Annotated in this window: 21 protein-coding genes and 2 pseudogenes; 9 read left to right on the top strand and 14 right to left on the bottom strand. The window is 66.4% G+C overall.

What is annotated here, in order from left to right; genetic code table 11:
• Nucleotides 1–467: 467 nt before the first annotated feature.
• On the bottom strand, nt 468–824 hold the full coding sequence (locus ACQP09_RS15590; protein ID WP_158714950.1) for a hypothetical protein: 357 nt from the start codon (nt 822–824) through the stop codon (nt 468–470).
• Nucleotides 825–842: 18 nt separating this feature from the next.
• Nucleotides 843–1,131: pseudogene (locus ACQP09_RS15585) on the bottom strand (IS5/IS1182 family transposase); the annotation flags it as partial.
• Nucleotides 1,132–1,328: 197 nt separating this feature from the next.
• On the opposite strand from ACQP09_RS15585, the gene ACQP09_RS15580 reads away from it, so the two are divergent.
• Nucleotides 1,329–2,564: an STAS-like domain-containing protein gene (locus tag ACQP09_RS15580; RefSeq protein ID WP_433399801.1), complete on the top strand. Its 1,236-nt coding sequence runs from the start codon at nt 1,329–1,331 to the stop codon at nt 2,562–2,564.
• A gap of 115 nt (nt 2,565–2,679) precedes the next feature.
• Nucleotides 2,680–2,877, top strand: a pseudogene (locus ACQP09_RS15575) (IS5/IS1182 family transposase); the annotation flags it as partial.
• Between the two features lie 225 nt (nt 2,878–3,102).
• Here ACQP09_RS15575 and ACQP09_RS15570 read toward each other — a convergent pair.
• From ACQP09_RS15570 to ACQP09_RS15540, 7 genes are all read right to left on the bottom strand, one after another.
• On the bottom strand, nt 3,103–4,686 hold the full coding sequence (locus ACQP09_RS15570) for a restriction endonuclease (protein WP_381907091.1): 1,584 nt from the start codon (nt 4,684–4,686) through the stop codon (nt 3,103–3,105).
• Between the two features lie 397 nt (nt 4,687–5,083).
• On the bottom strand, nt 5,084–5,944 hold the full coding sequence (locus tag ACQP09_RS15565) for an abortive infection family protein (protein WP_433399797.1): 861 nt from the start codon (nt 5,942–5,944) through the stop codon (nt 5,084–5,086).
• 96 nt (nt 5,945–6,040) lie between these two features.
• Complete coding sequence (locus ACQP09_RS15560; RefSeq protein WP_433399795.1) at nt 6,041–6,844, bottom strand: aminoglycoside phosphotransferase; 804 nt, start codon at nt 6,842–6,844, stop codon at nt 6,041–6,043.
• 117 nt (nt 6,845–6,961) lie between these two features.
• Complete coding sequence (locus ACQP09_RS15555; protein ID WP_069735528.1) at nt 6,962–7,174, bottom strand: hypothetical protein; 213 nt, start codon at nt 7,172–7,174, stop codon at nt 6,962–6,964.
• Nucleotides 7,171–8,274 (bottom strand): radical SAM protein, encoded by a 1,104-nt coding sequence (locus ACQP09_RS15550; protein WP_030295318.1) that lies wholly within the window; start codon nt 8,272–8,274, stop codon nt 7,171–7,173. The genes ACQP09_RS15555 and ACQP09_RS15550 overlap by 4 nt, the downstream gene beginning before the upstream one ends.
• Before the next feature lie 53 nt (nt 8,275–8,327).
• The gene (locus ACQP09_RS15545) at nt 8,328–8,780 is read right to left on the bottom strand and encodes an ATP-binding protein (RefSeq protein WP_032760435.1); all 453 of its coding nucleotides are present in this window, start codon (nt 8,778–8,780) and stop codon (nt 8,328–8,330) included.
• Nucleotides 8,781–8,788: 8 nt separating this feature from the next.
• Nucleotides 8,789–9,217, bottom strand: coding sequence for a hypothetical protein (locus ACQP09_RS15540; RefSeq protein WP_383594034.1), 429 nt, complete (start codon nt 9,215–9,217; stop codon nt 8,789–8,791).
• Between the two features lie 154 nt (nt 9,218–9,371).
• Here ACQP09_RS15540 and ACQP09_RS15535 point away from each other — a divergent pair, with 154 nt between their 5' ends.
• Genes ACQP09_RS15535 through ACQP09_RS15525 form a run of 3 tightly spaced genes read left to right on the top strand, consistent with a single transcriptional unit; the run spans nt 9,372 to nt 11,897 of the window.
• On the top strand, nt 9,372–10,496 hold the full coding sequence (locus ACQP09_RS15535; protein WP_030295311.1) for a helix-turn-helix domain-containing protein: 1,125 nt from the start codon (nt 9,372–9,374) through the stop codon (nt 10,494–10,496).
• A complete protein-coding gene (locus ACQP09_RS15530; RefSeq protein WP_030295308.1) occupies nt 10,493–11,161 on the top strand; it encodes a YdcF family protein in 669 nt (222 codons plus the stop codon). Before ACQP09_RS15535 ends, ACQP09_RS15530 begins: the two co-directional genes overlap by 4 nt.
• A 46-nt stretch (nt 11,162–11,207) precedes the next feature.
• Nucleotides 11,208–11,897, top strand: coding sequence for a WbqC family protein (locus tag ACQP09_RS15525; RefSeq protein ID WP_433399787.1), 690 nt, complete (start codon nt 11,208–11,210; stop codon nt 11,895–11,897).
• 30 nt (nt 11,898–11,927) lie between these two features.
• On the opposite strand, the gene ACQP09_RS15520 is transcribed toward ACQP09_RS15525, so the two are convergent.
• The 4 genes from ACQP09_RS15520 to ACQP09_RS15505 all read right to left on the bottom strand — a co-directional run bounded on the left by ACQP09_RS15520 (nt 11,928) and on the right by ACQP09_RS15505 (nt 16,663).
• Nucleotides 11,928–13,616 carry a relaxase/mobilization nuclease domain-containing protein gene (locus ACQP09_RS15520; protein ID WP_433399785.1) on the bottom strand — a complete coding sequence of 563 codons (1,689 nt, stop codon included), beginning with the start codon at nt 13,614–13,616 and terminating at the stop codon, nt 11,928–11,930.
• Nucleotides 13,613–14,278 carry a plasmid mobilization relaxosome protein MobC gene (gene mobC / locus ACQP09_RS15515; RefSeq protein ID WP_078879446.1) on the bottom strand — a complete coding sequence of 222 codons (666 nt, stop codon included), beginning with the start codon at nt 14,276–14,278 and terminating at the stop codon, nt 13,613–13,615. The genes ACQP09_RS15520 and mobC overlap by 4 nt, the downstream gene beginning before the upstream one ends.
• 131 nt (nt 14,279–14,409) lie before the next feature.
• Complete coding sequence (locus tag ACQP09_RS15510; RefSeq protein WP_355868860.1) at nt 14,410–15,174, bottom strand: DUF2637 domain-containing protein; 765 nt, start codon at nt 15,172–15,174, stop codon at nt 14,410–14,412.
• 211 nt (nt 15,175–15,385) lie between these two features.
• The gene (locus tag ACQP09_RS15505) at nt 15,386–16,663 is read right to left on the bottom strand and encodes a DUF3631 domain-containing protein (RefSeq protein ID WP_199807168.1); all 1,278 of its coding nucleotides are present in this window, start codon (nt 16,661–16,663) and stop codon (nt 15,386–15,388) included.
• Between the two features lie 294 nt (nt 16,664–16,957).
• Here ACQP09_RS15505 and ACQP09_RS15500 point away from each other — a divergent pair, with 294 nt between their 5' ends.
• The 4 genes from ACQP09_RS15500 (at nt 16,958) to ACQP09_RS15485 (ending at nt 20,806) form a co-directional block, all read left to right on the top strand.
• Nucleotides 16,958–17,470, top strand: coding sequence for a helix-turn-helix domain-containing protein (locus ACQP09_RS15500; protein ID WP_030295298.1), 513 nt, complete (start codon nt 16,958–16,960; stop codon nt 17,468–17,470).
• A 131-nt stretch (nt 17,471–17,601) separates the two neighbouring features.
• On the top strand, nt 17,602–17,979 hold the full coding sequence (locus ACQP09_RS15495; RefSeq protein ID WP_078879445.1) for a helix-turn-helix domain-containing protein: 378 nt from the start codon (nt 17,602–17,604) through the stop codon (nt 17,977–17,979).
• 32 nt (nt 17,980–18,011) lie between these two features.
• Complete coding sequence (locus ACQP09_RS15490; protein WP_030295297.1) at nt 18,012–19,529, top strand: LacI family DNA-binding transcriptional regulator; 1,518 nt, start codon at nt 18,012–18,014, stop codon at nt 19,527–19,529.
• A gap of 170 nt (nt 19,530–19,699) precedes the next feature.
• On the top strand, nt 19,700–20,806 hold the full coding sequence (locus ACQP09_RS15485) for a DUF3644 domain-containing protein (protein WP_433399778.1): 1,107 nt from the start codon (nt 19,700–19,702) through the stop codon (nt 20,804–20,806).
• Between the two features lie 20 nt (nt 20,807–20,826).
• Here ACQP09_RS15485 and ACQP09_RS15480 read toward each other — a convergent pair whose 3' ends face one another.
• A complete protein-coding gene (locus ACQP09_RS15480; protein ID WP_433399775.1) occupies nt 20,827–21,618 on the bottom strand; it encodes a hypothetical protein in 792 nt (263 codons plus the stop codon).
• Nucleotides 21,619–21,690: the final 72 nt, after the last annotated feature.

Here is a 21,690-nt window from a genome sequence, read left to right as displayed (position 1 = left end):
CAACTCCGTGTCAAAGCAGTCGAGTTAAAGGACATATTGTGCGCCTGGACGCCCCATGCCCGACCGCGATCAGGCCCCGTGCGAAGGGAGGAGGCGCCGCCACGCCCGACACCGTTTCATCCGTACGGCCCAACCGTGCCAGCCGCCCCTCACCGCCCTCCCCGGACCGCCCGACGTGCCGTGGCGGGCACATCGCGGCACCCCGCCGCGTCGCCCACGCCGCGGACACCCCTCGGAAGGGGAGCGAGCCCCCGCGACCCAGCTGGTCGTTTCCGCCCGCAGGTGTGAGCGTGCGCCTGTGTTCTCTCTGCCCCCAGAAACCACTCAGGGGCCTGATCCACTTAGTGGATCAGGCCCCTGACCTGGTACTTCAGCTGTCGGGGTGGCGGGATTTGAACCCACGACCTCTTCGTCCCGAATGAGGGTCGGGCGAGATCCTGAGCGGCCAAGATGGGTATCAGTGCTGGTCAGGGCCTTGGTCCTGAATGCTTTCGCGTGGTCTCGGCGAGCTTCCAGATGAAGATCATCTCCCAGATTTCTCCCACGCTGGGCGGCGATGACGTCTGGGCAGCGATCGTGTGCAACGTTGCGTGAGCAAGTTCGCGCCAGGTGCGGGGATCCTTGACGTGCTTCAGCAGCGCGGTTGCCCTCCGGGGAAGACTGTCGACCTGGATGCAGCAGTCATCATGGGGCGTGGGAGGAACTGGGCGAAGCCCGGAGTCGATGGAGCTGCCTGCAGAGGCCACCAGCTTGATCGCGTCCTGTTTGAACTCTTCCGGATACCGAGCTGTACCGACCGCGCGCACCTCCACGTCGGATCGCACGATCCGATGCTATGGAGATGTCTCGTCGAGCAGTACGTACTCCGGTTCGTGCTCGCGAAGCACCTTGAGCAGGCCAGGCGCGCACGGCTGGGAGGCCAATCACCGTGACGGTGTAGGCGTCGGCGGTGCCGACCGTATTTCCAAGCCGGCCGCCATCAGGGTCAGGGTGTCTGTTGTGCTTGCGCAGGTACACGAGACAGACGAGCGCGCGTTGGTGCGGCGGGAGCTTGCAGCGGCGGTCACCCTCGCGGGTGACGATGAGCCTAGTGACCCACTCGACCAACACGTGGGGCAGGTCGAGTGGGATACAAGACCCAGGAGGCACCTGTGCTGATGAGCTGAGGCTTCGAACACCTTCCTCAACGGCACGGGTGCCTCGTGCGTTGCGCCCTCGTCGCCGTCACTCCATTAGTGATCGCCCTGAAAACACTCAATGACTCTGCTCGCAACACTCACCAGTGCCATACTTACTACGCCGTCTAGAGGCAGAGAAAGTGGGGGAAAATGACCGAGGAACCGAACTCTACGTACACGCTACACAAGCTCGCCGGGCGCTATGACGTTAGTGATTTCCTGTCTGCAATCAAGAAGTCGCACGACTCCGGCGCAAGCAGTTTTGTGATTGATGCGAGCGACACGAGAGCGATTTATCCGGCGGGGGCCGCACCTACGGCGGCAATCATTGATCACTTTAGATCAGAGGGAATGGATGTAAAATTCACGAACATCCCAGCAGGATCCTTCATTGAGCGCGTAAGGATTCGAAACCCGTTCGTTGCTAGCAAACAAAACTTGAACGAACCCGGCTCCCGACTCAATACCGTGTGGGCCTACACCGAAGACTCGGTATTCGATTTGACGAACTGCGTAATGGAGGAGCTCGCCGAACGCATCGAGTTTGGTAATGGAGTCTACGCCGCCTTGAATTGGTGCCTATTCGAAGTGCTCGACAATGTATTCCAGCATTCCAGTAATGAAGTCGGCTTCTTCATGGCTCAAATCCTGAAGGCGAGCAACAGGCTCCTCCTGTGTGTAGCGGATGCTGGAATTGGCGTGCACCGCTCTTTCTATGTGGGAGGAAAGTACCGCCCGCCCACCGCGTTCGACGCCATCACCCTCGCAGTGCGCCAGGGGGTAAGCAGCACCGGGGACAAGCGAGGGAACGGCCTATACGGACTCAAAGGGGTTATCGAGGCTAATGGAGGGAAGTTGGAAATCAGATCCGGTCGAGGATATCTTCAGATCTCCCCAAATGGCGCAGATGGCGGCGAAACGAGGGGTCTGGTCGTAAATTCAAACGCGCATTGTACGGTTGTTGACTTCGAACTAAAGGTCGGGGCGCCGGTAAACCTAGGTGAAGTGCTGGGCGTGCCAATGCAGGACCTACGGCTTGAGTCTATCGAGAATGAATACGGCGAACATACAATCCACCTTATCGATCATGCGCAGGGGACTGGGACCAGGGCTGCAGCAGAACGGCTTCGCAATTTCCTCATGAGCTACATCAACGATGGTGCGCAGTATCTAATCCTGGATTTTACAGGCGTACCCATGGTGAGTTCCAGCTTTGCCGATGAAACCATCGGAAAGCTAGCTGAGAGGTTTGGCCCGGTGGGATTTGCGCAAAAATTCCGCTTGATCAATATGAATCCAGACGTTCACATGCTCCTAGATCGTGCGATTGCCCTGCGGATCTCGGCTCAATATTACCGAGACGACAGGGTTCCGAATCGCAAATAGGGACTGTCATCCCTCGCGGCACGCGTTGTCGTAACCGTATTTCCTCATCCGTTCCATGAATGCTGTCGTGCGGTCGCGCGGAGCGCGATCGAATATGGCCGTCGTGCCTGCAATCGGGCTCAAAGGGCCACCGGGTGGTGAACTCACTTTGGCCCAGCGCGCCGTCAACCGAGCCTTGGCTGCGGCGAGAGAGCCAGTCGTACGCGGCATGGCACCGCTGTATTCCTGGCAGATTTTCCGCAGATCCCGGGTCAGCCCTAACCGCATGACCGTCATCGCCAAGGCTGTCCTCACACTGGAAAGGCCACGCTGAAAACGCTCACTGTCAGGCGCGTACGCTCTTCGTTCGGATAAGGTATGGGTAGACAGCCTTGGCGTGTACGAGGGCTCGACGCGCGGCATTTCGCGCGTCGAACTACGCATAGGTGTTGCCCCTGATGTGTAGTGCTGCTTGCAAGACGAAGCCTCTGGGAGCTGATGCCAAATACGGCATGTGACGCCTGAACCGTTGATAGCCGGCCGTGCCGAGGTGTCTGGTTTACGTCGGTCGGCGCTTCGGTGGGACGGGCCCTGGGATCACGTCAAGGTTCAAGTGCTCTTTGAACAGGTGGACCAGGTTGGCGCCGTCGAGCAGTTCAAGTCGTCCATGCTCATTGGCGAATGCCTCGCTGGCCCGCCCGAACCACGATGTCGTCACTAGGATTCCCTTCGCCGCCCGTTTGTGTTCCACGACGCCGGCCAAGGCCGAGACGGTTTCGAACGGCACCACGTTCTTGGTGCGCTTCGCCTGGATGATGCACAAGCCCCTCATCACCGGGTCGGTGTTCATCGCGATGGCGTCGACACCCTCGTCCTTGGAGGGCTGAGTGTTCACGCTGTCCAGACCGATAGCCTCGAACAGCTGCCGAATGAGGTGCTCGAACTCCGTGGGCGTCAGGTCCATGAGGACAGGGCGGCTGTCCAATCCTGCCACGACGTCCAAGCTGTCCATGAGGCGGAACTTGCTGAGGTCAAACGTGACCAGAGGCCGCACGGGCTCCAATTCGTAAGGGTTGGGCGAGATCAGTGAGCGGAGCCGCTTCAGGCAGGCGCGGGGGTCTACCTGGGTCAGGACTAGCTGCGCGAATTCCTCGCGATCCGTCTGGAGAGTGATCAGGCAGGGATGGACCTCGCGCCCTGTGGCCCGGTCAATGGTGGCCACATGCCCGTTGAGAGCGATGGACTTGACGGCGCCCTCCGTGTCGGCGGCGAACAGTTCGTGCACCGTGCGCAGCGCGGTTTGGGCAAGGACGGAGGCGTAGAGCTCCTTGCGCTCCTTGTCGGGTCGTGGCACGGGATTGATCTCGTCGCGGGACTTCACGTAGCGGTACGCGCGGGCCGTGGGAACGACGTCCTCAAGCGGGAGGTCGATCTCGACGAGCAGGTCGCCGGTGTCTGCCTGATACGAAACTCGGTGCGCCTTAGGGAAACCATGTGGGTACTTAGAGGCGGCAAGTGCCTGGTCGATGAACCACTCCACGGCTTCGACGTCCCGCTCGCGATAGGCAACCCGGCGTTCTTCGATACGGACGTTCCACTCCTCAACCCGCGCGGCCTCCTGCTCATTCTGCTCCGCATGTCTGGCGCGGAGCTTGTCCAGCTTCTCGACGCGCTTCTTTTCTTCCCTCGCATGGTCACGCAACGCCTTGTCGAACCGCTCGCGGGCCGATTCGACGTCGGCGTCGTATCCCTTGCGCCCGAAGCCCAGCGCACCGAAGAGACCGCGAGGTGGCTCCGGTTCGTACTCCTCCCACCGGGGCTGCGGGGCAGCCTTGGACCGGCCCTTGGGAGGGCTGAACACCGTCGGCGTGAAATCCTGCTTGAGCCGGTCGAACGTCAGAGGGCTACCGTCTAGCACAGCCGTTCGCAGATGATTCGCCAATTGCTCGACGTCGCTCTCGAGCACGTAGGTGCGATCGACAGCGTCCTGTGCGCGCGCTGCCTCATACGCCAGCTTCTCCTCGCGTGCCCTGCGCTTGGCCGCGGCCTCGGCGGCCTTCCGCGCCTTGTCGGCCTCCCTTGCCTGCCGTGCGCGTTCCCTAGCGTAGGGATCGTTCCCGCCGACCCCACTTCTGCCTGCCACTGCGCCCCCAGGTCAGTGCATGATCCTTCTGTCGAACCTCCGCAGTATCGCCTATCCATACGGCTGCGTCAGGAGGCCCCAAAATGTTCGGCGTCTCTGTCGCAGAGACTGGCCAGATGGCGGCCGTGCTCCAATTGGTGCCGGTGGCTCATCGGCGTGGTGGCAGTGGTCTGTACTCACCTACTCACCGGAGCAACGCGCCTGACACACCGGCTCGCCTCTCAAGCGAGCTGCCGCATCTCCCATCGGTCGAGACCGAACTCGGTCATCGTTACGGGTGGGCCCACGCCTGACTGGTCTGGCGGTACTCCTTGACCGGCACCGGGGCGACACAGTTCCTCGTACAGCCGGTGTAGAGCAGGCCGTCAAGGTGGCGGTATCTGTGGGAATGAAGCGTTTAGACCTTGGCCCTGCGCCACGGTGCGGTGGGGTCCGACAGGGTGTCGAGGATCAGCTCGCACCAGGTGACGGCAGCGTTGACCGTGAGTCGGGCGTGGCGTACTCCAAGGCCGGACGGTGCGCTCACCTGGCCGTGACCGCTGCCGAAACCCTGGTTGCGCAGTTCGGCGACTCCGACGGCGATGTTCACTGAGCCCGAAAGGATCTTTTTCACGGCCTTGCTGCCGTCTGGTCCGTCAGGCGCCGAGCCGGCGTCAAGCCTCAACGCCTTCTGGACAGTGCTGATCAGAGCGGGAAGGGCGGCGTTCTTGTCGACCTCGATGCCGAGTTCGTTGAGAGCCGTCTTTGCAGTCGCCTCGATGAGCTGCTTGGCTGCGCCAATGGCACCGTGGGGATCTGTGGTGAGGTCTCTACGGATACGCTCCAACTCGATCGTGATGCCTGAGGCGTCGCTCAGGCCACTCAGATCACGGACGAGCACCGGCGGGTTAGACCAAGAGATCCTGCCCTCCTGATCGAGAGCGAAGCCGTCCCGTTCCAGGCGCGCCCTGATGTCGTCCAACCACTTGGGTGTGCCCTGATCGCCGGGGTCGCGGTACGCGCGAATGAAGTCCTCGAAGACCAGGAGCGCACGCCGCACCTGGTTAGAGTCTGACCAGTCGACACCTTCCGCGTAGAGCATGAACTCGGTTCGACGCTGGCCCGAGTCCTGATACTTCAGCTCGTCAGGGGGGATGGGAGCGAACCCGTGGTCCTCCCACAGCTCGGCCACGATGCGGATGGTCAGGTCCGTGGCAAGAGAACGAAAGGCGTTGCGGGTCGCGGGGCTCACCAGATCCCGCCGCGCGGTAACGGTCATAGTCTGAAGATAAGAGCAGGCGCTGGCGCTCGTCTCGGTCTTTTCGCAGTGGGACGTTTATCGCTGACGAACGTCGACCCTCTACTGTTGCTGGGCCTATGCCTCTCTGAGGAGTGCGAGCCTGAACGCAGCGGCCCGCTTGGCCATCCTCTGCTTCCAGGGCGTTGGGTCCTCCTCGGCGATCTCCTGCCACAGCGCGGCAGATGCGGAACCGAATGCCGCCAGCGCCTCCGGGTCGGTGTTCCGCCACGACGGGAAGCGGCCTGCGAACGCGATCGCGTTCTCCGCCGGGTGGCCGGCGTCCATGAGCCTCAGTGCCAAGGTGCCTGGATCGATCCACGCCGCACCGCGCGTTGGCCACGCCCAGTCGATGAGGCGGGCACGCCCGTCGGCGATCAGGACGTTGTGCGGTTCGAAATCGGTGTGCAGCAGGGTGTTGCCACTGAAGTACTGGAGCGTTCCAGGCGGAGCGTAGCCCGCCCAGCGGTCCATCGCGTCCTTGATCTCGACGTCGGCCGGAGCGGTGGTCCGTTGCAGTTCGGTGAGCGCGGCTTCTACGAGCACCAAGTCGGCGGAGCCGGAGCTGTAGTCGGCGTGGCGACCGCTGAGGACCTCGTATCCGAGAAGGCTCCATCCACCGACTTCCAGGTGCCAGTACAGGCGGGGACAGGACGTGGGCAGGTGGGGGGCGATCTCCGCCTCGCGGCGCTGTGCTGCGAACTGCGCATGATCACTCGCGATGCCCTTCACGAAAACGCTGCCGCTCTCGGTCTCCAGGACGGAGGCGACGCCGGAGTTCATGCCGCCGGTCATGGTCACCGCCTGATGCACGGGGCCGGTCTTGTCAGTGACAGCCTGGCGGACGTCGGCTGGGAGCTGATCGAAGGGAATGCGAGACATGGACACGCGCGGTTCCTCATGGGGCTCGGAGACAGGGGAGTGCCGCCCCGGCCAGGGTACGGCCGGGGCGGCACTCAAGGGGCGCAACGGGCGGCACGTGGGCCCACCCGCGGTGGGTCAGTAGGGCTGGTCGTCACCGGCCGAGCAGCTGCACTCGGCGCCCTCGGCGGCCTCGTCCAGGTCGGTGATGATCTGGACCTCGTCGTCGCGGATGGCCCCGGCCGGCAGTGGCACGGGCAGGGTGCCGGTTGCACCATCGGTGGGGCGCCGTCCGATGGTGAGCAGCATCGGTTCGCGCGGCGGGGTGAGGGTTGTGGTGGGTGGAGTCATGATCCGTAGCCTCCGTGTTGGCAGTAGAGCTCTCGTCGGTCCCCCGCATCCTGGTAGAGCTTGGCCAGCGGCCGGCAGGTACGGCAGGTGCCGACCTTCGTGCAGCCGGAGCATCCACCGGTGCGGAGCTGTAGGGACTCGGCGATGGCGCCGAGCCGGGTGAGGGCGGCGACGCCCTCGGTCACGAGGTTCACGCTCGGGTCGCGGCCGACCTTGCAGACAGACGCGATGCCGTGCGGGTTGACGTGGAAGAACGTCCGGCCGGCATTGCAGCCGGTGAAGACGCTCCGGGCCTTGATGTGGCCCTTGGCCTGCGTCGCCAGCGGGTTCGCTTCACCGTCGATCGTCGGCGACATGTTCGTGAAGACCTGGTGCGGGAAGCTGTAGCGTTCACACAGAGCCACCATCGCGTCGACCTCATGGGCGTTGTCGTCCGAAACGATCACGTTCAGCCGGACCGGCAGCCGGTCCTGGTGGGCCGCGTCCAGACCCTGGATGAACCGGCCGAACGCGCCGCGGTTGCGAGTGACCTTGTCGTACGTGTCCGCGGTCGCGCCGTAGACGCTGAGCGTGAGCCGGTAAGGGCGATGGCGTGCGAACAGCCCGCGGATCGGCGGCTTGCGCAGGGACGAACCGTTCGAGGAGACCTGCACCATCATCCCGAGCTGGTGGGCGTACTCGTAGGCCGCGCCGAACTCGCGGTCGATCAGCGCCTCGCCGCCCGTGATCTGCAGCCAGAGCACGCCCGCGTCGCGCATCGTCCGCAGGAGCTGCTGTTTGCCCGCCCAGTCCAGGCCCTCGAATCGCTTCTCGCCGAGGTAGCAGAACTCGCAGTCGTAGTCGCAGCCGAGGTTGATCTCCCAGGACGCCTTCGCGTACCCGTACGGCGACCGCTCACGCACGAGGACGAAATCGCCGACCGGCCCGTACGGCAGCTCAGTGCCCCACGCCTGCCGCGCGGCATCAACAAGCCAGGCTGGCAGAGGGCCTCCGACGCGGCTCGCGGCGCGCAGCTCCTCATAGCGGACCCCAGGAATGCGCACACCGACCGCTCGGCCTGGCTGAAGAAGGAGGTGCTGGGCGAGGAACGGGCTGGCCACGAGACGCGTGCTTGACGCGGCAGGCGCCGCCGGATCCGGTGTGCCGGTTACGGTCATCGGACCTCCAGAGGGCGGTCGTCGTGGTTTGGGACGGGAGGGCTGATCGACTGTGAGGCGTCGTCCGCGGTCTTGAAGCAGGACCAGATGATCTTCCCGAGCGGCGTACGGTCCCTCACTCCCCACTCGTCGGAAAGCGCGGCCACCAACGTCAGGCCCCTCCCGGAGATGTCTGTGGCGGTCGGCTCGCGAACGACGGGCTGCTGACGACGGCTGTCGTGCACTTCGAGACGTACGCAGTTGTCGTCGATGTCGAGCCGGACGAGGAAGCCGTGCCCGCGGGCGGTGCCGTGGAGAAGGGCGTTCGTGGCGAGTTCGGAGACGCACAGGCGGATGTCCTCGGTGCGGCTCGTCAGGCCCCAGCCGTCCAGCGCTCTGGTGGCGAACTCCCGTGCTTTGCGTACGGACTGGCGGCGGGCCTCGAAGAACTGCTGAAGCGACTCGGGCATGGGGTGCCTCATGACTCCGTGCTCAGGAGGAGGAGTGGCGCGGGAAAGCGGCGGTGGGCGGTCTGCTGACGAGGTACGTGGCCAGGCCCGATGCGGGGGCGGCGGGCCAGCAGCAGGCGGGCGCCGGCGGCCTCGATAAGGCGGGTGCGTTCGGCGGCGAGGTGCTTCGGCCCCAGATGAGACAGGGCGGGGGCGATGACGCCGTAGACGTCAGGAAGGGCCAACGCGTCCAGCAGGCCGGTGAACGCGGTGGAGCTCGGTTCGGTCGTCGCGAGCTTGTCCTTGAAGACGCCGGAGAGCTGCAGCTCATGGATCCGGCAGTACTCCGTCAGTGACGCCTGTAACGCCGTTTGACGGGCTGCGGAGACTCCGGCCAGCCGCAGGAAGCCGTAGACGACGGGCCCGTTGACCGGGCGGTGCTCGGTAAGGAGTTCCATGCTGGTGACCGTCCAAGGGACTCGGCGAAAAGAGACCCCTTGAGCGTCGCCGTACCTCAATGCGCAGGGAATCACCGGCTGTTCCACTTGCGCTCTACTTCCGCCCCACCGGCCGCACGCTTCTGCTTCCATGGCTGGTGGAAGGGAGCGACGCGTGGCGACCGTGCACCACTGGACCGGCCTGGAGGCCAGAGCCCTACGGCTCGCCCTCCGCCTGAGCGTGCGTGCTTTCGCCGAGCGCCTCGGTCTCGCCGTCGCGACCATCTCGAAGTGGGAAAAGCTCCGGTCCGCGACCGAGCCCCGCCCCGACACGCAGGCCATTCTCGACACCGCGCTCGGTCGCGCCGATGCCTCCGTGCACCTGCGCTTCGAAACGCTCCTGTCGGAGATGGCCGGCCCCGGGCAGGTGGCAGCCGGACGCCGGGTGACGGCTGCCGGGCCCAGAGCCTGGGAGTACGAGTCGTGGACCGACGACCTGGACCGTGCCGTCGTCGCCTTGTCCCGGCAGAACTTCACCTTCGCCGACAGCCTGCTGGGCCGATGGCTCAACCGTTTCACGGCCGCCGAACTCGATGACAAGGGCCTGTACCTCTACGCCCGATCCACCGCGTTACTCGGAGACCTCAAGCGCGATCAGGGCGCGGTGCTCGGACCACTGTCCGCGCGCCACTCCTACGCGGGCGCGCGCTCGATCTTCACCCAGCTCGACATTCCCCGCCGTGTCGCCCAGCTCGATCTGTCCCTCGCGGTCGTCGCGGAGATGTCCGGTGACCTGGAGACGTCGGCCCGTACGTACGAGACGCTCGCCGTCGACGACCGGCTCTCTCGCCGTGACCGGGCCAGAGCCCGCCTGTGGGTGGGCACCGCACTCAGCAAGGACGGCAACCACGACTACGCGACCCGCGTGATGCAGGCCGCGACCCGTGAATTCGAAGACCTCACCGAACCCGACGATTGGTCGGTGGCCCATCAGAAGCTCGCCCTGGCCCGCCGGGGCGTCGGGGACCTCACCCAAGCCCTGCACTTCATCGACATTGCCCGAAGCAGCGGGAGCAGCGACTCACCGATGCAACGTGTACGACTGGACACCGCTCACGGCCACATCCTGCTGTCCGACGCGGCGACCCGCGATGATGGGTTACGCGTTCTCGGCCAGGCCGCTGGGACGGCCGCGCAGTACGGCCTCGTGCACCAACTGCGCAGTATTGAGAGCGTCAAGGCCAGCAGTGAGGGGCCGCCCGGGGCCCCGCCGACGGTGATCAGGGAGACGAACGCATGAGTGACAGCCAGCAGGTCATCACTGAAGACCAGTGGCACCAGGCCAAGGCGATCTGGGACTACCACCAGATGCACCACCAGGCCCACCCCGCGGACGTGGCGATCGGCCTGGGCAGCCACGACCTGGGGGTGGCCACGCGCGCCGCCGAGCTGTACCACGCGGGTCTCTTCCCCACGCTGGTCTTCACCGGCGGCAACAGCCCGACCACCGCCAAGGTCTTCCCACGCGGCGAAGCGGTCCACTTCCGCGAGCACGCCATCGACCTCGACGTCCCCGCCTCAGCGATCCTGCTGGAGCCCCACGCCGCGAACACCGGGCAGAACATCACCCTCGCCCGCGAGGTCCTGGCCGACGCCGGCATCACCCCGGAGAAGGTGATGCTGGTCTCCAAGCCCTACATGGAACGGCGGTCGTACGCCACCGCCCGCAAGCTGTGGCCCGAGGCCGAGATGGTGTGCGCCTCGGAAACCCTGGAGTTCGACGACTACCTCAAGTCCATCGGCGACGAGAAGCTCGTGGTGGACATGCTCGTCGGCGACCTCCAGCGGGTGATCGAGTATCCGAAGCTCGGGTTCGCCATCGAGCAGGAGGTCCCGGAGGACGTGCATGCTGCGTACGAGTCCCTCATCCACGCCAGCTTCACCAGCCGCCTCATCGCTTCCTGAACTCTCCTCCCCGGGCAGCCTGTGTGCCATCCACCAGCCCAACTTCATGCCCCGGCTGACCACGCTGGCCAAGTTATTCGCGTCGGACCACTGGATCGTCCTGGACGACGTGCAGTTCGCCCGCCGCGACTACCAGCATCGCGCCCGCATCGCCACACTCGACGGCCTCGGCCCGAACCGGTGGCTGACCATCCCCACTCACCGCCCCTCCGGGCGCGCCACCCTCATCCGAGACACCCTGATCGCCGACCCTGCCACGGCCCGACGCAGAGCCTCATCGATCCTGCGCCAGCAGTACGGGCCCAGTCCTCACTGGCCCGCAGTTGACCGTGCCCTTCAGCCGGTCTGGAATGCGTTCGACACAGGAAGGGTCGCGCCGGTCGCCACGGCCTCGACTCGCGCCCTGCTCGAACTGCTCGGCTGGCGGGGGCAGATCTTCACCAGCAGCGCCCTGCCCGCACGCACGGGTCGATCCGAGCGGCTGGCTGACTTGGCCGACGCCACCGGCGCACGCGCGTACCTGTGCGGCACCGGCGGCATGACCTACCTGGACCATGCCCCCTTCACCGAGCTGGGCGTAGCCGTCGTCCCGTTCCTTTCCCCGGCCACTGGGATGTGGGCCTCGGGGCGACAGGTCAGTGCTCTGCGGGCGCTGGCCTTCCGTGGCCCCGACGCTGTGGGCGCCCGGTTCCGGGCTCTCGCGTTTGCCCACGATGCGCTGGGGTGCGCGGCCTGACACCCGCTTCGGGTACGGAGACGGGTGTGATCAGCGTCGACGTGCCTGGGGCGGCTGTGGCTCCGAGGCCGCGACCGCTGCCGGGCTGACCGATGTGCCTTGCCGCCGTGCCGCGCTCCGCATCCGTGCCACTCGTGCACGGTCGCTCGGAACCGGCCTGGTGCTGAGCCGCTCGATGCGCCAGGTCAGTACCCGTGCAGGGCTGCGGGCGTCGTTGAGCGCCCGCTCGTCGGTGGCCTGCTGCAGTAGCTGCTTCGGATCATGCCCGGCCTTCTCGGCGGTTTCGAGGGCGGCGGTGAGGGCGTCGAAGGCCGGGTCCTCGACCACCTGCTCGGCGTGGGCAGGCATGGCCTGTCGGATGAGGAGGATGTGCCGTTCCACGATCTGCTGGGGTGGCCGGCGCTGGGCGAGGGCGGTCAGGGGTGCGGTGGCTGTCTGCTCGTAGGCGGCTTGCAGGTGGATCAAGGTCTGGTGGGCTGCGGCCACCTGTTGGTCGTGGTGGCGGAGCTGGTGCCAGCGGGCGGCGGCGATGACGGCGAGGATCGCGGCGTCGAGGAACATCGCCAGCAGCGCGCCGTCCTTGGGGGCGGGCTCGCGGACCATGGCTCGTACGGCGCTACGCAGGGCGCGGGCGTGCTGGTGTTCGGCCTGGACGCGGGAGCGGGTGGCGCGCTCGAACGCCTCGGCTGCCTGCCATAGCTGGGGACGAATCTGCTGGGGTGCGCGCATCGGCAGGGCGTCGAGGGCTTCGCCGAAGGCGGCCAGGTGGGCCTGAGCGGCTGCATCGTCATCGCCGTCGAGGTGGTGGGGGATGCGTTCCGCGGCGGCGGTTGCCTGGTGCCACGGGTTGACCCGACGGGGGCTGTGCTGGGGTTCGGTGGTTTCTAGACGCTTGCGGATCTTGGGGAGGGACAGGTCGGGGGAGAGTTCGGAGCCGGAGTACCAGATCAGCTCCTGCTGGGCGTTGACGTCGCCGTCGAGGGCGACGGTGTAGCCGCGTACATCACCGGACGGGAAGTGCTTGATGTCCAGGAGGATGCCGTCGGCGTGTTCCAGCAGGTGGAGAAACTCCTCGGTGCTGGTGGCGGCGGCCACGGCGGTGCGCACGGTGGTGCGCAGGTGTCCGCGGGCGGTGCGAGCTTGGCCGGCGCGCTTGGCCTTCTCCTGCTCGGCACGGGTAGGCCGTTTCGCGGCTGTGCGATCCCCGCGTATCACCTGGAAGAGGCCGTACTCCTTTTCGACGGCTGCGAGTTCGCGGTCGGCGGTGAGGTAGTCGTTCCAGTGCCGGGCGGTGCGCAGGTCGGCGCGAACTGTGCTGGCGGCGATGTGGATGTGGTCGGGGGCGTGGCGGACGGCGACCCAGCGGCAGCCGTCCGGATCGCCGTCGGGTGCGATGCCGGTTGCGGCGACGATCCGGCGGGCGATGTCGCCCCATTCCTCGTCGCTGAGGTGGCGGTCGGTCTTGGTGGCGCGGATCGAGCAGTGCCACACGTGCTTCTCGGGTGCCCGGCCGAGCCGCGCGGCCTGTTTGACGTGCAGGTCGAGGTCGGCGACGAGAGCCCGCTTCGTGGCGTCGAAATCGGGGGCGCGGCCGGGGTCGGGGGCGAAGCCGTCCCAGGAGGCGACCAGGTGCGGGTCGGTGTGGCCCTTCTTCTTCGTGTTGTAGAGGTAGCGGATCAGGTTAGCGGTGTCCTTGCCTCCGGTGATCTTCGCGATCATCGGGCCGCCTTGTGGCTGACGGCCTGGTTTGCGGCGGTGGCGATGTGGCGCACGGCTTCACCCACGGCATTCAGGCTCCGGTCGGTCTGGGCGAGGAGGGCGCTGTCCCCAGGGTGTGGATGGCCGCCGGAGTTGAGCTTCTTGGCGATCTGGTTGACGTTGCGGCCGATGGCGGTGACCTGCTCGCGCAGGGCATTGATCTCGTCGATGTAGTCGTCGAGCTGGGTGCGCTGGCCGGCCAGGGTGAGGTCGCCGTGGACGTGGGCCAGAGTGGCTGCGGCAACGTAGTGGGCGCCGCTGAGGTTCAGCGACGCTGCCTTGGCGCGTATGTCGGCCTCTTCCTTTTCGCTGTAGCGGACGTCGACTCGTCCCTCGCGACGGCCGTTGGGGTCGGGCTTGCGACGTTGGGCGACGCGGTGCAAGGCGGCTTCTTCTGCGGCACGCGGCAATGGCATCTCGACGGCAGCAGTGCTGTCGGCGACGGCGGTGGGCTGTTCCTGCTTGGGCACCCCCTGGTGCCCGAGTGCCTCCGCCACCCCCGGGGCGGAGGCTTCCGCGTGAGGCCGGCCCTTGGACGGTCCAGCGGGATACCTTGCTGCGCTGTTGAGGCCAGTGTTCATCACCTGCTGGTGGACGGGGAGTTCGTGGTGCGGATCGTGCATGGGCTGGTTCTCCTACGGGTGCTGGGGTGTCGGGGTGCATCGCTGCGCCGGGCCCCCGTGTCCCCAGTGCCTGGCTGCACGGGGGACACGGGGCGAGCCCGGAGGCGGGGCGACCGGCGTGGACGCAGGGGTCAGGCGGCGGTACTGGCGGGGACCGCTTCGAGTTCCTGCGGCCGCTCGGCGGCGGCTGCGTCGAGCTCGGCCTGCAGGGTGTCCTTGAGCTTGTCCGCCTCCGCCCTGCCGATGGTCAACTCCCTGCTTCGGAAGGTGGCTTCGATGTGGCGACGCGAGGCGCGGCCCTTGCGCCCGAGTGGCGCGGTGCGCGCGAGGGCGAGCCGTTCGGGAGAGATCTCACGGGGCTCGTGATCCTCTGGGTCGGCAGGGGGCTGAGGGGTGTCGGCCACATCTGTGGTGTCCGAAGCCACGTCGGCAGAGTCCCGCGCCACATCGGCGGGGCTGTGGGCAGCGGGGTGGTGGTGGATGACGATGTAGAGGTGGACGGCGCCGGCCAGAGCGAGCGGGGCGATGGCGGACAAGGCGCCGACGGTGACGTTGTCGAGGCGGAGGCCATCACCGTGGCGGGCCTGCTCGTTGAGGCGGACGGCGTGTACGGCGTTGGCCCAGATGCTCGTCATCGTGGCCGTACCGACGAGCAGCCACACGTACAGGCGGGAGTACCAGGGGGCGGTGCGAAGCATGAGCAGGGCGCCGACGCCGACGGCGATGAACCCGTCGATCACCAGCGGGAAGGCGTAGGTGAGCAGTCCGCGGATGTGGATGGCGACTCCCATCTGGCGCAGGGCGTCGTAGGAGAGGGCGAAGGCGAATACGGCGAGCAGGGTGATGCCGAGGCGGATCAGGTCGGTGCCGCGTATGGCGGCGATACGTGCGAACAAGCGGGGTGCTCCAGGTGGCTTGGGGCGGCGGCTGCGGTGCAGAGGGAGGGCAGGGCGTGGCCGCCGTGGGGTGCTGGGACTCGTACCACTCGTCGCGTGCCAGGTCAGAGCAGGTACGAGTGGCGTGGTGATGTCGACTCGACTCGTTGCGGGCTGCTCACTCGTCCCCGCGCTGACCTGCGCAGGGACGAGTGATGCGAGTGGAGTCGGGTCAGGCTGCGGCGCCGGATTGCGGCTCGTCCGCCGACTGCGCGGGCTCGGCCGATGGCTTCGGCTCGGGGCAGTAGCGCGCCCAGGTGTCGAGGAATTGGTTGCGCGCGAAGCCCTTGGCCTGGGTGCCGTCGGGGAAGCGGCGGTTGGCCGAGCTAATGCCGTAGGGCTTCAGGAGCAGCTGCAGTCCGCGCGGGGTCAGGCCGTTGGCGCCGTACTCCGCCCAGGGCGCTTCCTTGTCCGCGTTGAGCGCCTCCAGCAGGAACTTCGTGCTGAGCACGGCTGGATCGTCCACGGTGGCGAAGGCGCGGCGGATGCCGACCAGGAGGCGGGTGCGCAGACCGCCCTCCTCGTCCTGGCCGGCCTCGTAGTCGGTCATGGCGCGACAAGCGGCGCGGGCGAGCACCGGCCAGTCGCCTCCTGCGAGGTCGGCGATGGTGACCAGCGGCTCCCAGGTGTCCGCCGCGCGGTCCTCGACCGGCATGGGCGGCTCCATCTCCATCGCCTGCGCGTACAGCGGCTGGAGCCAGGCATGGAGGCGGTCACGGATCGCGTTCAGGGCGGGGGTGTCCCGGCCGGTGCGGAAGGACGCCACCTTCTCGCCCGCCGCACGGCGCCGCATCCGGATCACCACCGCACGGTCCATGATCGTGTCGGGCAGGTCACCGATCCCGGCGAGCGCGGCCATGGCGAAGGTGGGGAACTCCTGCACCTGGTGCTCGGGCCCGGACACCCGCAGGGTGGGCCGGCCGCGCTGGTGTCCGGCGTTGATCAGGCCGCGGACCTCCTCGTTCTTCTCCGCGGCCTTGGTGGTGCTGAACATGGCGTCGGCCTCGTCGACCAGGAGGGTCGGCGGGTCATCCCCGTCGATCGACCGGAAGATCGCCGCCGCGGTGGCGTTGACGGTGATCAGGCGGTTGTGCACGGTCTCGGTCACCACGTCCAGCAGCCTGGATTTACCGCACCGCTTCTCCGGCGCGACGATCGCCAGGCGCGGTGCGTGCTGCCACGCACGCTGTAGATGCGTCGCCGCGATCCACAGCGCCACCGCCGTGACGGCCTCCTCGCTCGGCATCGCCACGTACCGCTTGATCTGCGTCCGCAGGTCGTCCAGGACCTGCGCCCCCTCGAGCAGGGGTGTTGACGAGGCGTCGTCGTCGCGGTCCTCCTCTGCCGAAGGCGCAGCGGCGCCGGACGGTTGGCCGGGCACGGCGACTGGGGGCCACGGCGTGCCGGAGCCGTCGGGAAGGGATGGCGTACTCGGCTGGGTATCGGTCATACTGGGCATCAGCTCCTCTGCTTGCGGGCCATATGGGACGGCAATCCCGGTCTCCGCAGGTTGATCGCTAGGGATGGCGGTTGAGAGGTTTGCTCTTGAGCCCCCGGCATCGCCGGGGGCTTCTTTCATGTGAAGTGCGGGCGTGCGGACTCCTGAGGTTGGCGGGGTGGGGTGCCATCACTATGCCACACGAATTGCAGATCGCAGAAGCGCTTTGCTTCTCGCAGTGGCGATGCTACTGTTTAGGCTGCGCTGCAAACCGCAGTGCATCGCTACGAACGGAAGGAGGTGCTGGTGGCGGAGGAAGAACCGTCCGAGGGCGTCCTGCTCAGCGGCGAGGCGAACGTCGCGACCCGCATCCGGGTGGAGCGTGAGGCGCGCGGCTGGAGCACCAACGCTCTGTCCGACCGGCTCAACGAGGCTGGCTTCGAGATGAACCCGTCCGCGGTCTGGCGGATCGAAAACGGGAAGCGCCGCATCAACCTCGACGACGCCATCGGCTTCGCCGAGGTCCTCGGCATCGATCTGCGCAATCTCGTCGGGCCGCCGCAGCTGGCTGCCAAGGCCCGCGCCATGGAGCTCATCGACGAGGTCGTGGATGCGTTCCGCGCGACCCAGAGAGCCAGCATGGCCTTCACGCAGGCGCGCGAAGCGTTCGACGCCTACCTAGCCGAGCACCCCGACATCCGCGAGGAAGCCGACCTCATGGTCCAGAGCGCCATCGCGGAGGAGGCCAACAAGACCATGCTGAAGATGCACGGCCCTCCGCCCGGTGACAGCGACGGCCACTCCACCGACGAGGCATAGCTTCCGGCACCCCCTCCCTGTCTGGGCCCGCAAACCCCCAGGCAGGGCATCTCACCTTCATCCCTAGCGATCGACCGGCGGGTCGGCGTTGCCGCGCCCACGCCCGCCACAACCTGTAGAGGACTCACTCCTTGCGCCTACCCGCAATACCCCCTGCCTCTGTTCCGACTCCGTACGCCGAGGTCGCCCTGCCACGCCTCTACGTCCCCGAGGAAGTCGCGGCCGTACTCGGCTGCTCCGCCTGGTGGGTCAAGGACCGAGCGCGGCGTCGGCTCATCCCGTTCACCCGCGTCGGCCGCGCCTACCGCTTCTCGGACGAGCATCTCGCCGAGATCATCCGCATGCACGAAGAGCGCCCGGCCCGGACTCCGCAGCGCCCTGGCGTCATTGCTGCCCCGACCCGGAAGCCTCGCGCCCGGCGGCAGGCCGAGAGGGTTGTGTCCACCGTTCGTCTCAAGGCCCGGCCACCGCGCCGGATGACCAAGTCCCAGTTCGGAACCGCTGCTTAACGCGCCCCACACGACAGAAGGGAGGGAAAACTGTGGGGTACGCAGAGAAGCGCGGCGGCTACTGGCGAGGTCGCTACAAGATCGAAGACGGCAAGTACGGCACCGTCGCCGATTCCGCAGGCGTCGTGGTCAAGTTCGCCACCAAGCGGGAGGCCAAGCAGGCCGCAGACGCGGAAGAGGTGACCGTTCGGCGCGGTCAGTGGCGCGACCCGGGGCTCGGTCAGGAGACGTTCGGCGAGTACGCGAGCCGCTGGTACGCGGCCCAGGATCTGGCCGCCTCGACGATGCAGAACTACAAGCGCCACATTGAGGAGCACCTGCTCCCCGACTTCGAGGACAAGGCGCTTGTCGGCATCCTGCGCGCGGACGTCGATGCCTGGGAGAAGAAGGAGCGGGCCGCGTACGCGGCCTCCAGCGTCAAGACCTGGCGCTCCACGCTCCACCTGATCTTCGAGGACGCGATCGACGAGGGCCTGCTCACGTCCAACCCGGCAGCGAGGCGCCGAGGCCGGGGTAAGCGCGCCGGCCGCTCCCGCGACCGCGGCCCGGAGAAGGTCGTCACCGACGCGCTCGGCATCCTGCTGACCGCCGAGCGGGCTTCCCTGCTCTCCGGTCGCGACGACGAGTTCGTCGCCACGGTCCTCAAGGGTTACACCGGCAAGCGCTGGGGCGAAATCGTCGGCCTGGAAACGGAGTTCGTTCGGCCCCGCGCCTTCCGCGTCGAGTGGCAGCTGTACGAGCTTGACACCGGCGAGCTGGTCCGCTGCCCGCCCAAGGACGACAGCTACCGCGACATCGACTCGATGGACTGGCTGTCGGCCTTGGTCTTCAACCACATCGCCCGCACGAAGCCGACGCCCTGCCCCTGTCACGGCAGGACGTACGTCTTCCGCGGCCAGGGTGCGGCGCGCACCGGCGGCCACCAGGGCGCGAGGCTCGTCGACGTCGCCCGCCGCGCCGAAGTCTCCACGGGCACGGTCTCAAACGTCCTCAACTACCGCGACCGCGTACGCGAGGACACCCGCGTACGCGTCGAACTCGCCATCGCAGAGCTCGGGTTCGTACGCGGAGGCGCCCCGTCCGAGCACGCCGCTCACTGGCGCCGCAACGGCTTCGCGACCTGGCTGTTCACCCCGGCGTCCTCGGGTTGGTACCCGAAGAAGGCCCCGCAGGAGGCCCGCCCGGTACCGATCCTCGGCGAGCCGTGGCCCGGCATCCCGGCACGAGGTCGAGGGGCAGCTGCTCGGGCGGACGCCTGCTGGCTCCCGATCGCCAAGGGCCTCACGCCCCACGGGCTCCGGCACACCCACCGCACGATGATGGAGGACCTCGGCACCGAGAAGGTCCTCATGGACGAACGTATGGGCCACATTGACGGCTCGGTCTCGGCGCGCTATGCGCATGTCACTCGTGGCATGCGTGAACGCCTGATGCTCGGCCTGACGCAGCAGTGGGAGGCAGCACTCGATGCTCGTCTGGCCATGTGTCCGACGTCCCCTGTAGAGGTGCTCAATGATCTGCTGCGCACACACGCGGCAGACCTCCCCTAGCCCCGCCTGGTGCCCACGGCCGTGGGCACCAGGCGGGGCTAGGGGAGGTCCATGTCATGGAGTAGCAGGTAGTGCCGTTTCCTGTGGTGTTCCTGACCTGTTGTGTGCTTGTGCTTGTGCTGATGCGACCGTTGGTGTGACCCTTCTTATGGACGAGAAGGACGCACGACATGGCATACGCGAGATGGCGCCACATCCTCCTGGAGTCGCAGCGGCACGCCCTCAAAGCAGTGGATGAGTGGAATTGCACGACTGGTAACTACAGCGATTTCCTCACGCACATGCACAAGGCGTGGCACTACCTGCTTCATGCGGAGTTCCACAAGGCGAAGATCGACTATCACTATAGGGACCCCAAGACGGGTCACCACCAGCTGATCGACGGCGAACCCAAGGCTTGGGATCTGGACCGTTGCTTGAGAGAGCGCTTTCCCGACAATCAGGATCCTGTGCGCTTGAACGGGGAACTCTTCGTGGCGCTCCGCAACAAGGTGGAGCACCGGTACGAGCACAACCTGAAGATCGTGACGGGTGGCCGGGCTCAGGCGCTCGTCATGAACTATGAGCAGGAAGTGGTCGCTCGCTTCGGCTCCGAGTGCAGCCTCGCCGATCGGCTCCGATTCCCGATCTCGGTTCAGGCCCTTACCGCTGAGGGGCGGGAACAACTCCAGGCTGCGGCCAAGAAGCTGCCGAAGCACACTCGTGATCTGGTGGCGAAGTTCGAGGCCGCCATCGATCCTGCACTGCTCGACGATCTTCGATACGACTACCGCGTGCGGCTCGTGCCCATTATCGGGTCGAAGACGGACGCCGACCTCGCAATTAACTTTGTCAAGCTCGACGAACTGAGCGAGGAAGAGCGCAGGACGATGGTCGAGGCCGGGCGCCTCGGAACGGTGATCGAGAAGGTCAAGCATGTCGAAGTGGCAGACAAGGACAAGCTGCTTCCGGGGCAGGTGGCTCGCCTCGTCGAAGACCAGGTGCCCTTCGAATTCAGCGCCAGCCACGAGCACGCGCTGATGTGGCGACGTTTCGGAGTCAGACCTGCCACCGGGGCTCCCGATCCCTGTGCCACGGACGCGAAGTACTGCATCTACAGCGAGGCGTTCGGCGCGTATGTCTACACACCCGCGTGGGTGAAGAAGATCGTCAGGGAGATCGGCACGGTCGAGAAGTACCGTTCGGTCTTCGGTAGGGAGCCTCGCACGAAGAGGGTTACCCAGTTTCCGAAGCAGCCGAAAGCGAGCAGCCCGCAGCAGCACAGCAAGTCCGCCTGAGTACGCAGCGGGAGCGTTACTCACCCGCCGAACAGACCGTCCTGCACGTACTCGACGACCTTCCGCTCCGGATAGAAGACGGCCAGCAGCATGAACGTCTTGGGGTGGGCCGCGATGTTCCCGACGAAGAAGTGAACGGCCCTGTTCGGGGCACACATCCGGGTGTACCAGCGTTCGCGGAGCGCATCACGGACCCCGTGCTCGCCGTACTTACGCAAGAACTTGCGGTACGACTGGCCTGCCTCCCAGTCCTTCAACCCCATGTCGTGTGTCGGGCAGTCGTCCTCGGCGCAGTGAAAGCTGTAGCGGAGGTCGAGCGGCACCCACTCCAGTGGGCTCAGCTCCTGCTCGAACAAGTCGAGTTGGTCGGCCAGCGCAGCTTTGGAGACGGACCAGGGCTCGGCGGCCTCCAGCCGGAAGCGGGTGATTTCGGCGGGCCGGAAGACGCCGAGGGACGTTCCTCGCTTCTCCTGGTCCCGCTTGATGGCGCAGAGCGACGGGGCAACCAAGGGCTCCACGTGCCGGTACCGCTTCCGCCAGCCGCCGTCGGACGGCACCTCACCCACCACCTCTAATGTGTCGAGATAAGGCCGGAGACTCTCCGGGCGAGAGTCCCGTTCGGGGCGGTGTGGTTCGACGTCGACTTCGATGATCGAGTACTTGGAGAACTGCGCCTCTTCGCTGAGGAGCCGGAAGGGCACAGGGAAGAGCCGCACGTGCTGTGGCTCGCCTTGGTCGAGTCGTATACCGGCCACACAGCTTGTCTCGCGGTACTTGCTGGACAGCTCCGGATACGTCTTGACCGTGATCATGATCCGTGCACGCTGTCGCTTCCCGGATGCCGACGACGCCATGGTGTGCCCCCTCCATCGATCTCCCCGATC

This window comes from Streptomyces sp. CA-146814 (assembly GCF_050942385.1).
Classification (GTDB): domain Bacteria; phylum Actinomycetota; class Actinomycetes; order Streptomycetales; family Streptomycetaceae; genus Streptomyces.
The sequence above is the reverse complement of the archived record's forward strand: the minus strand, read 5'-3'. Positions and strand labels throughout refer to the sequence as shown.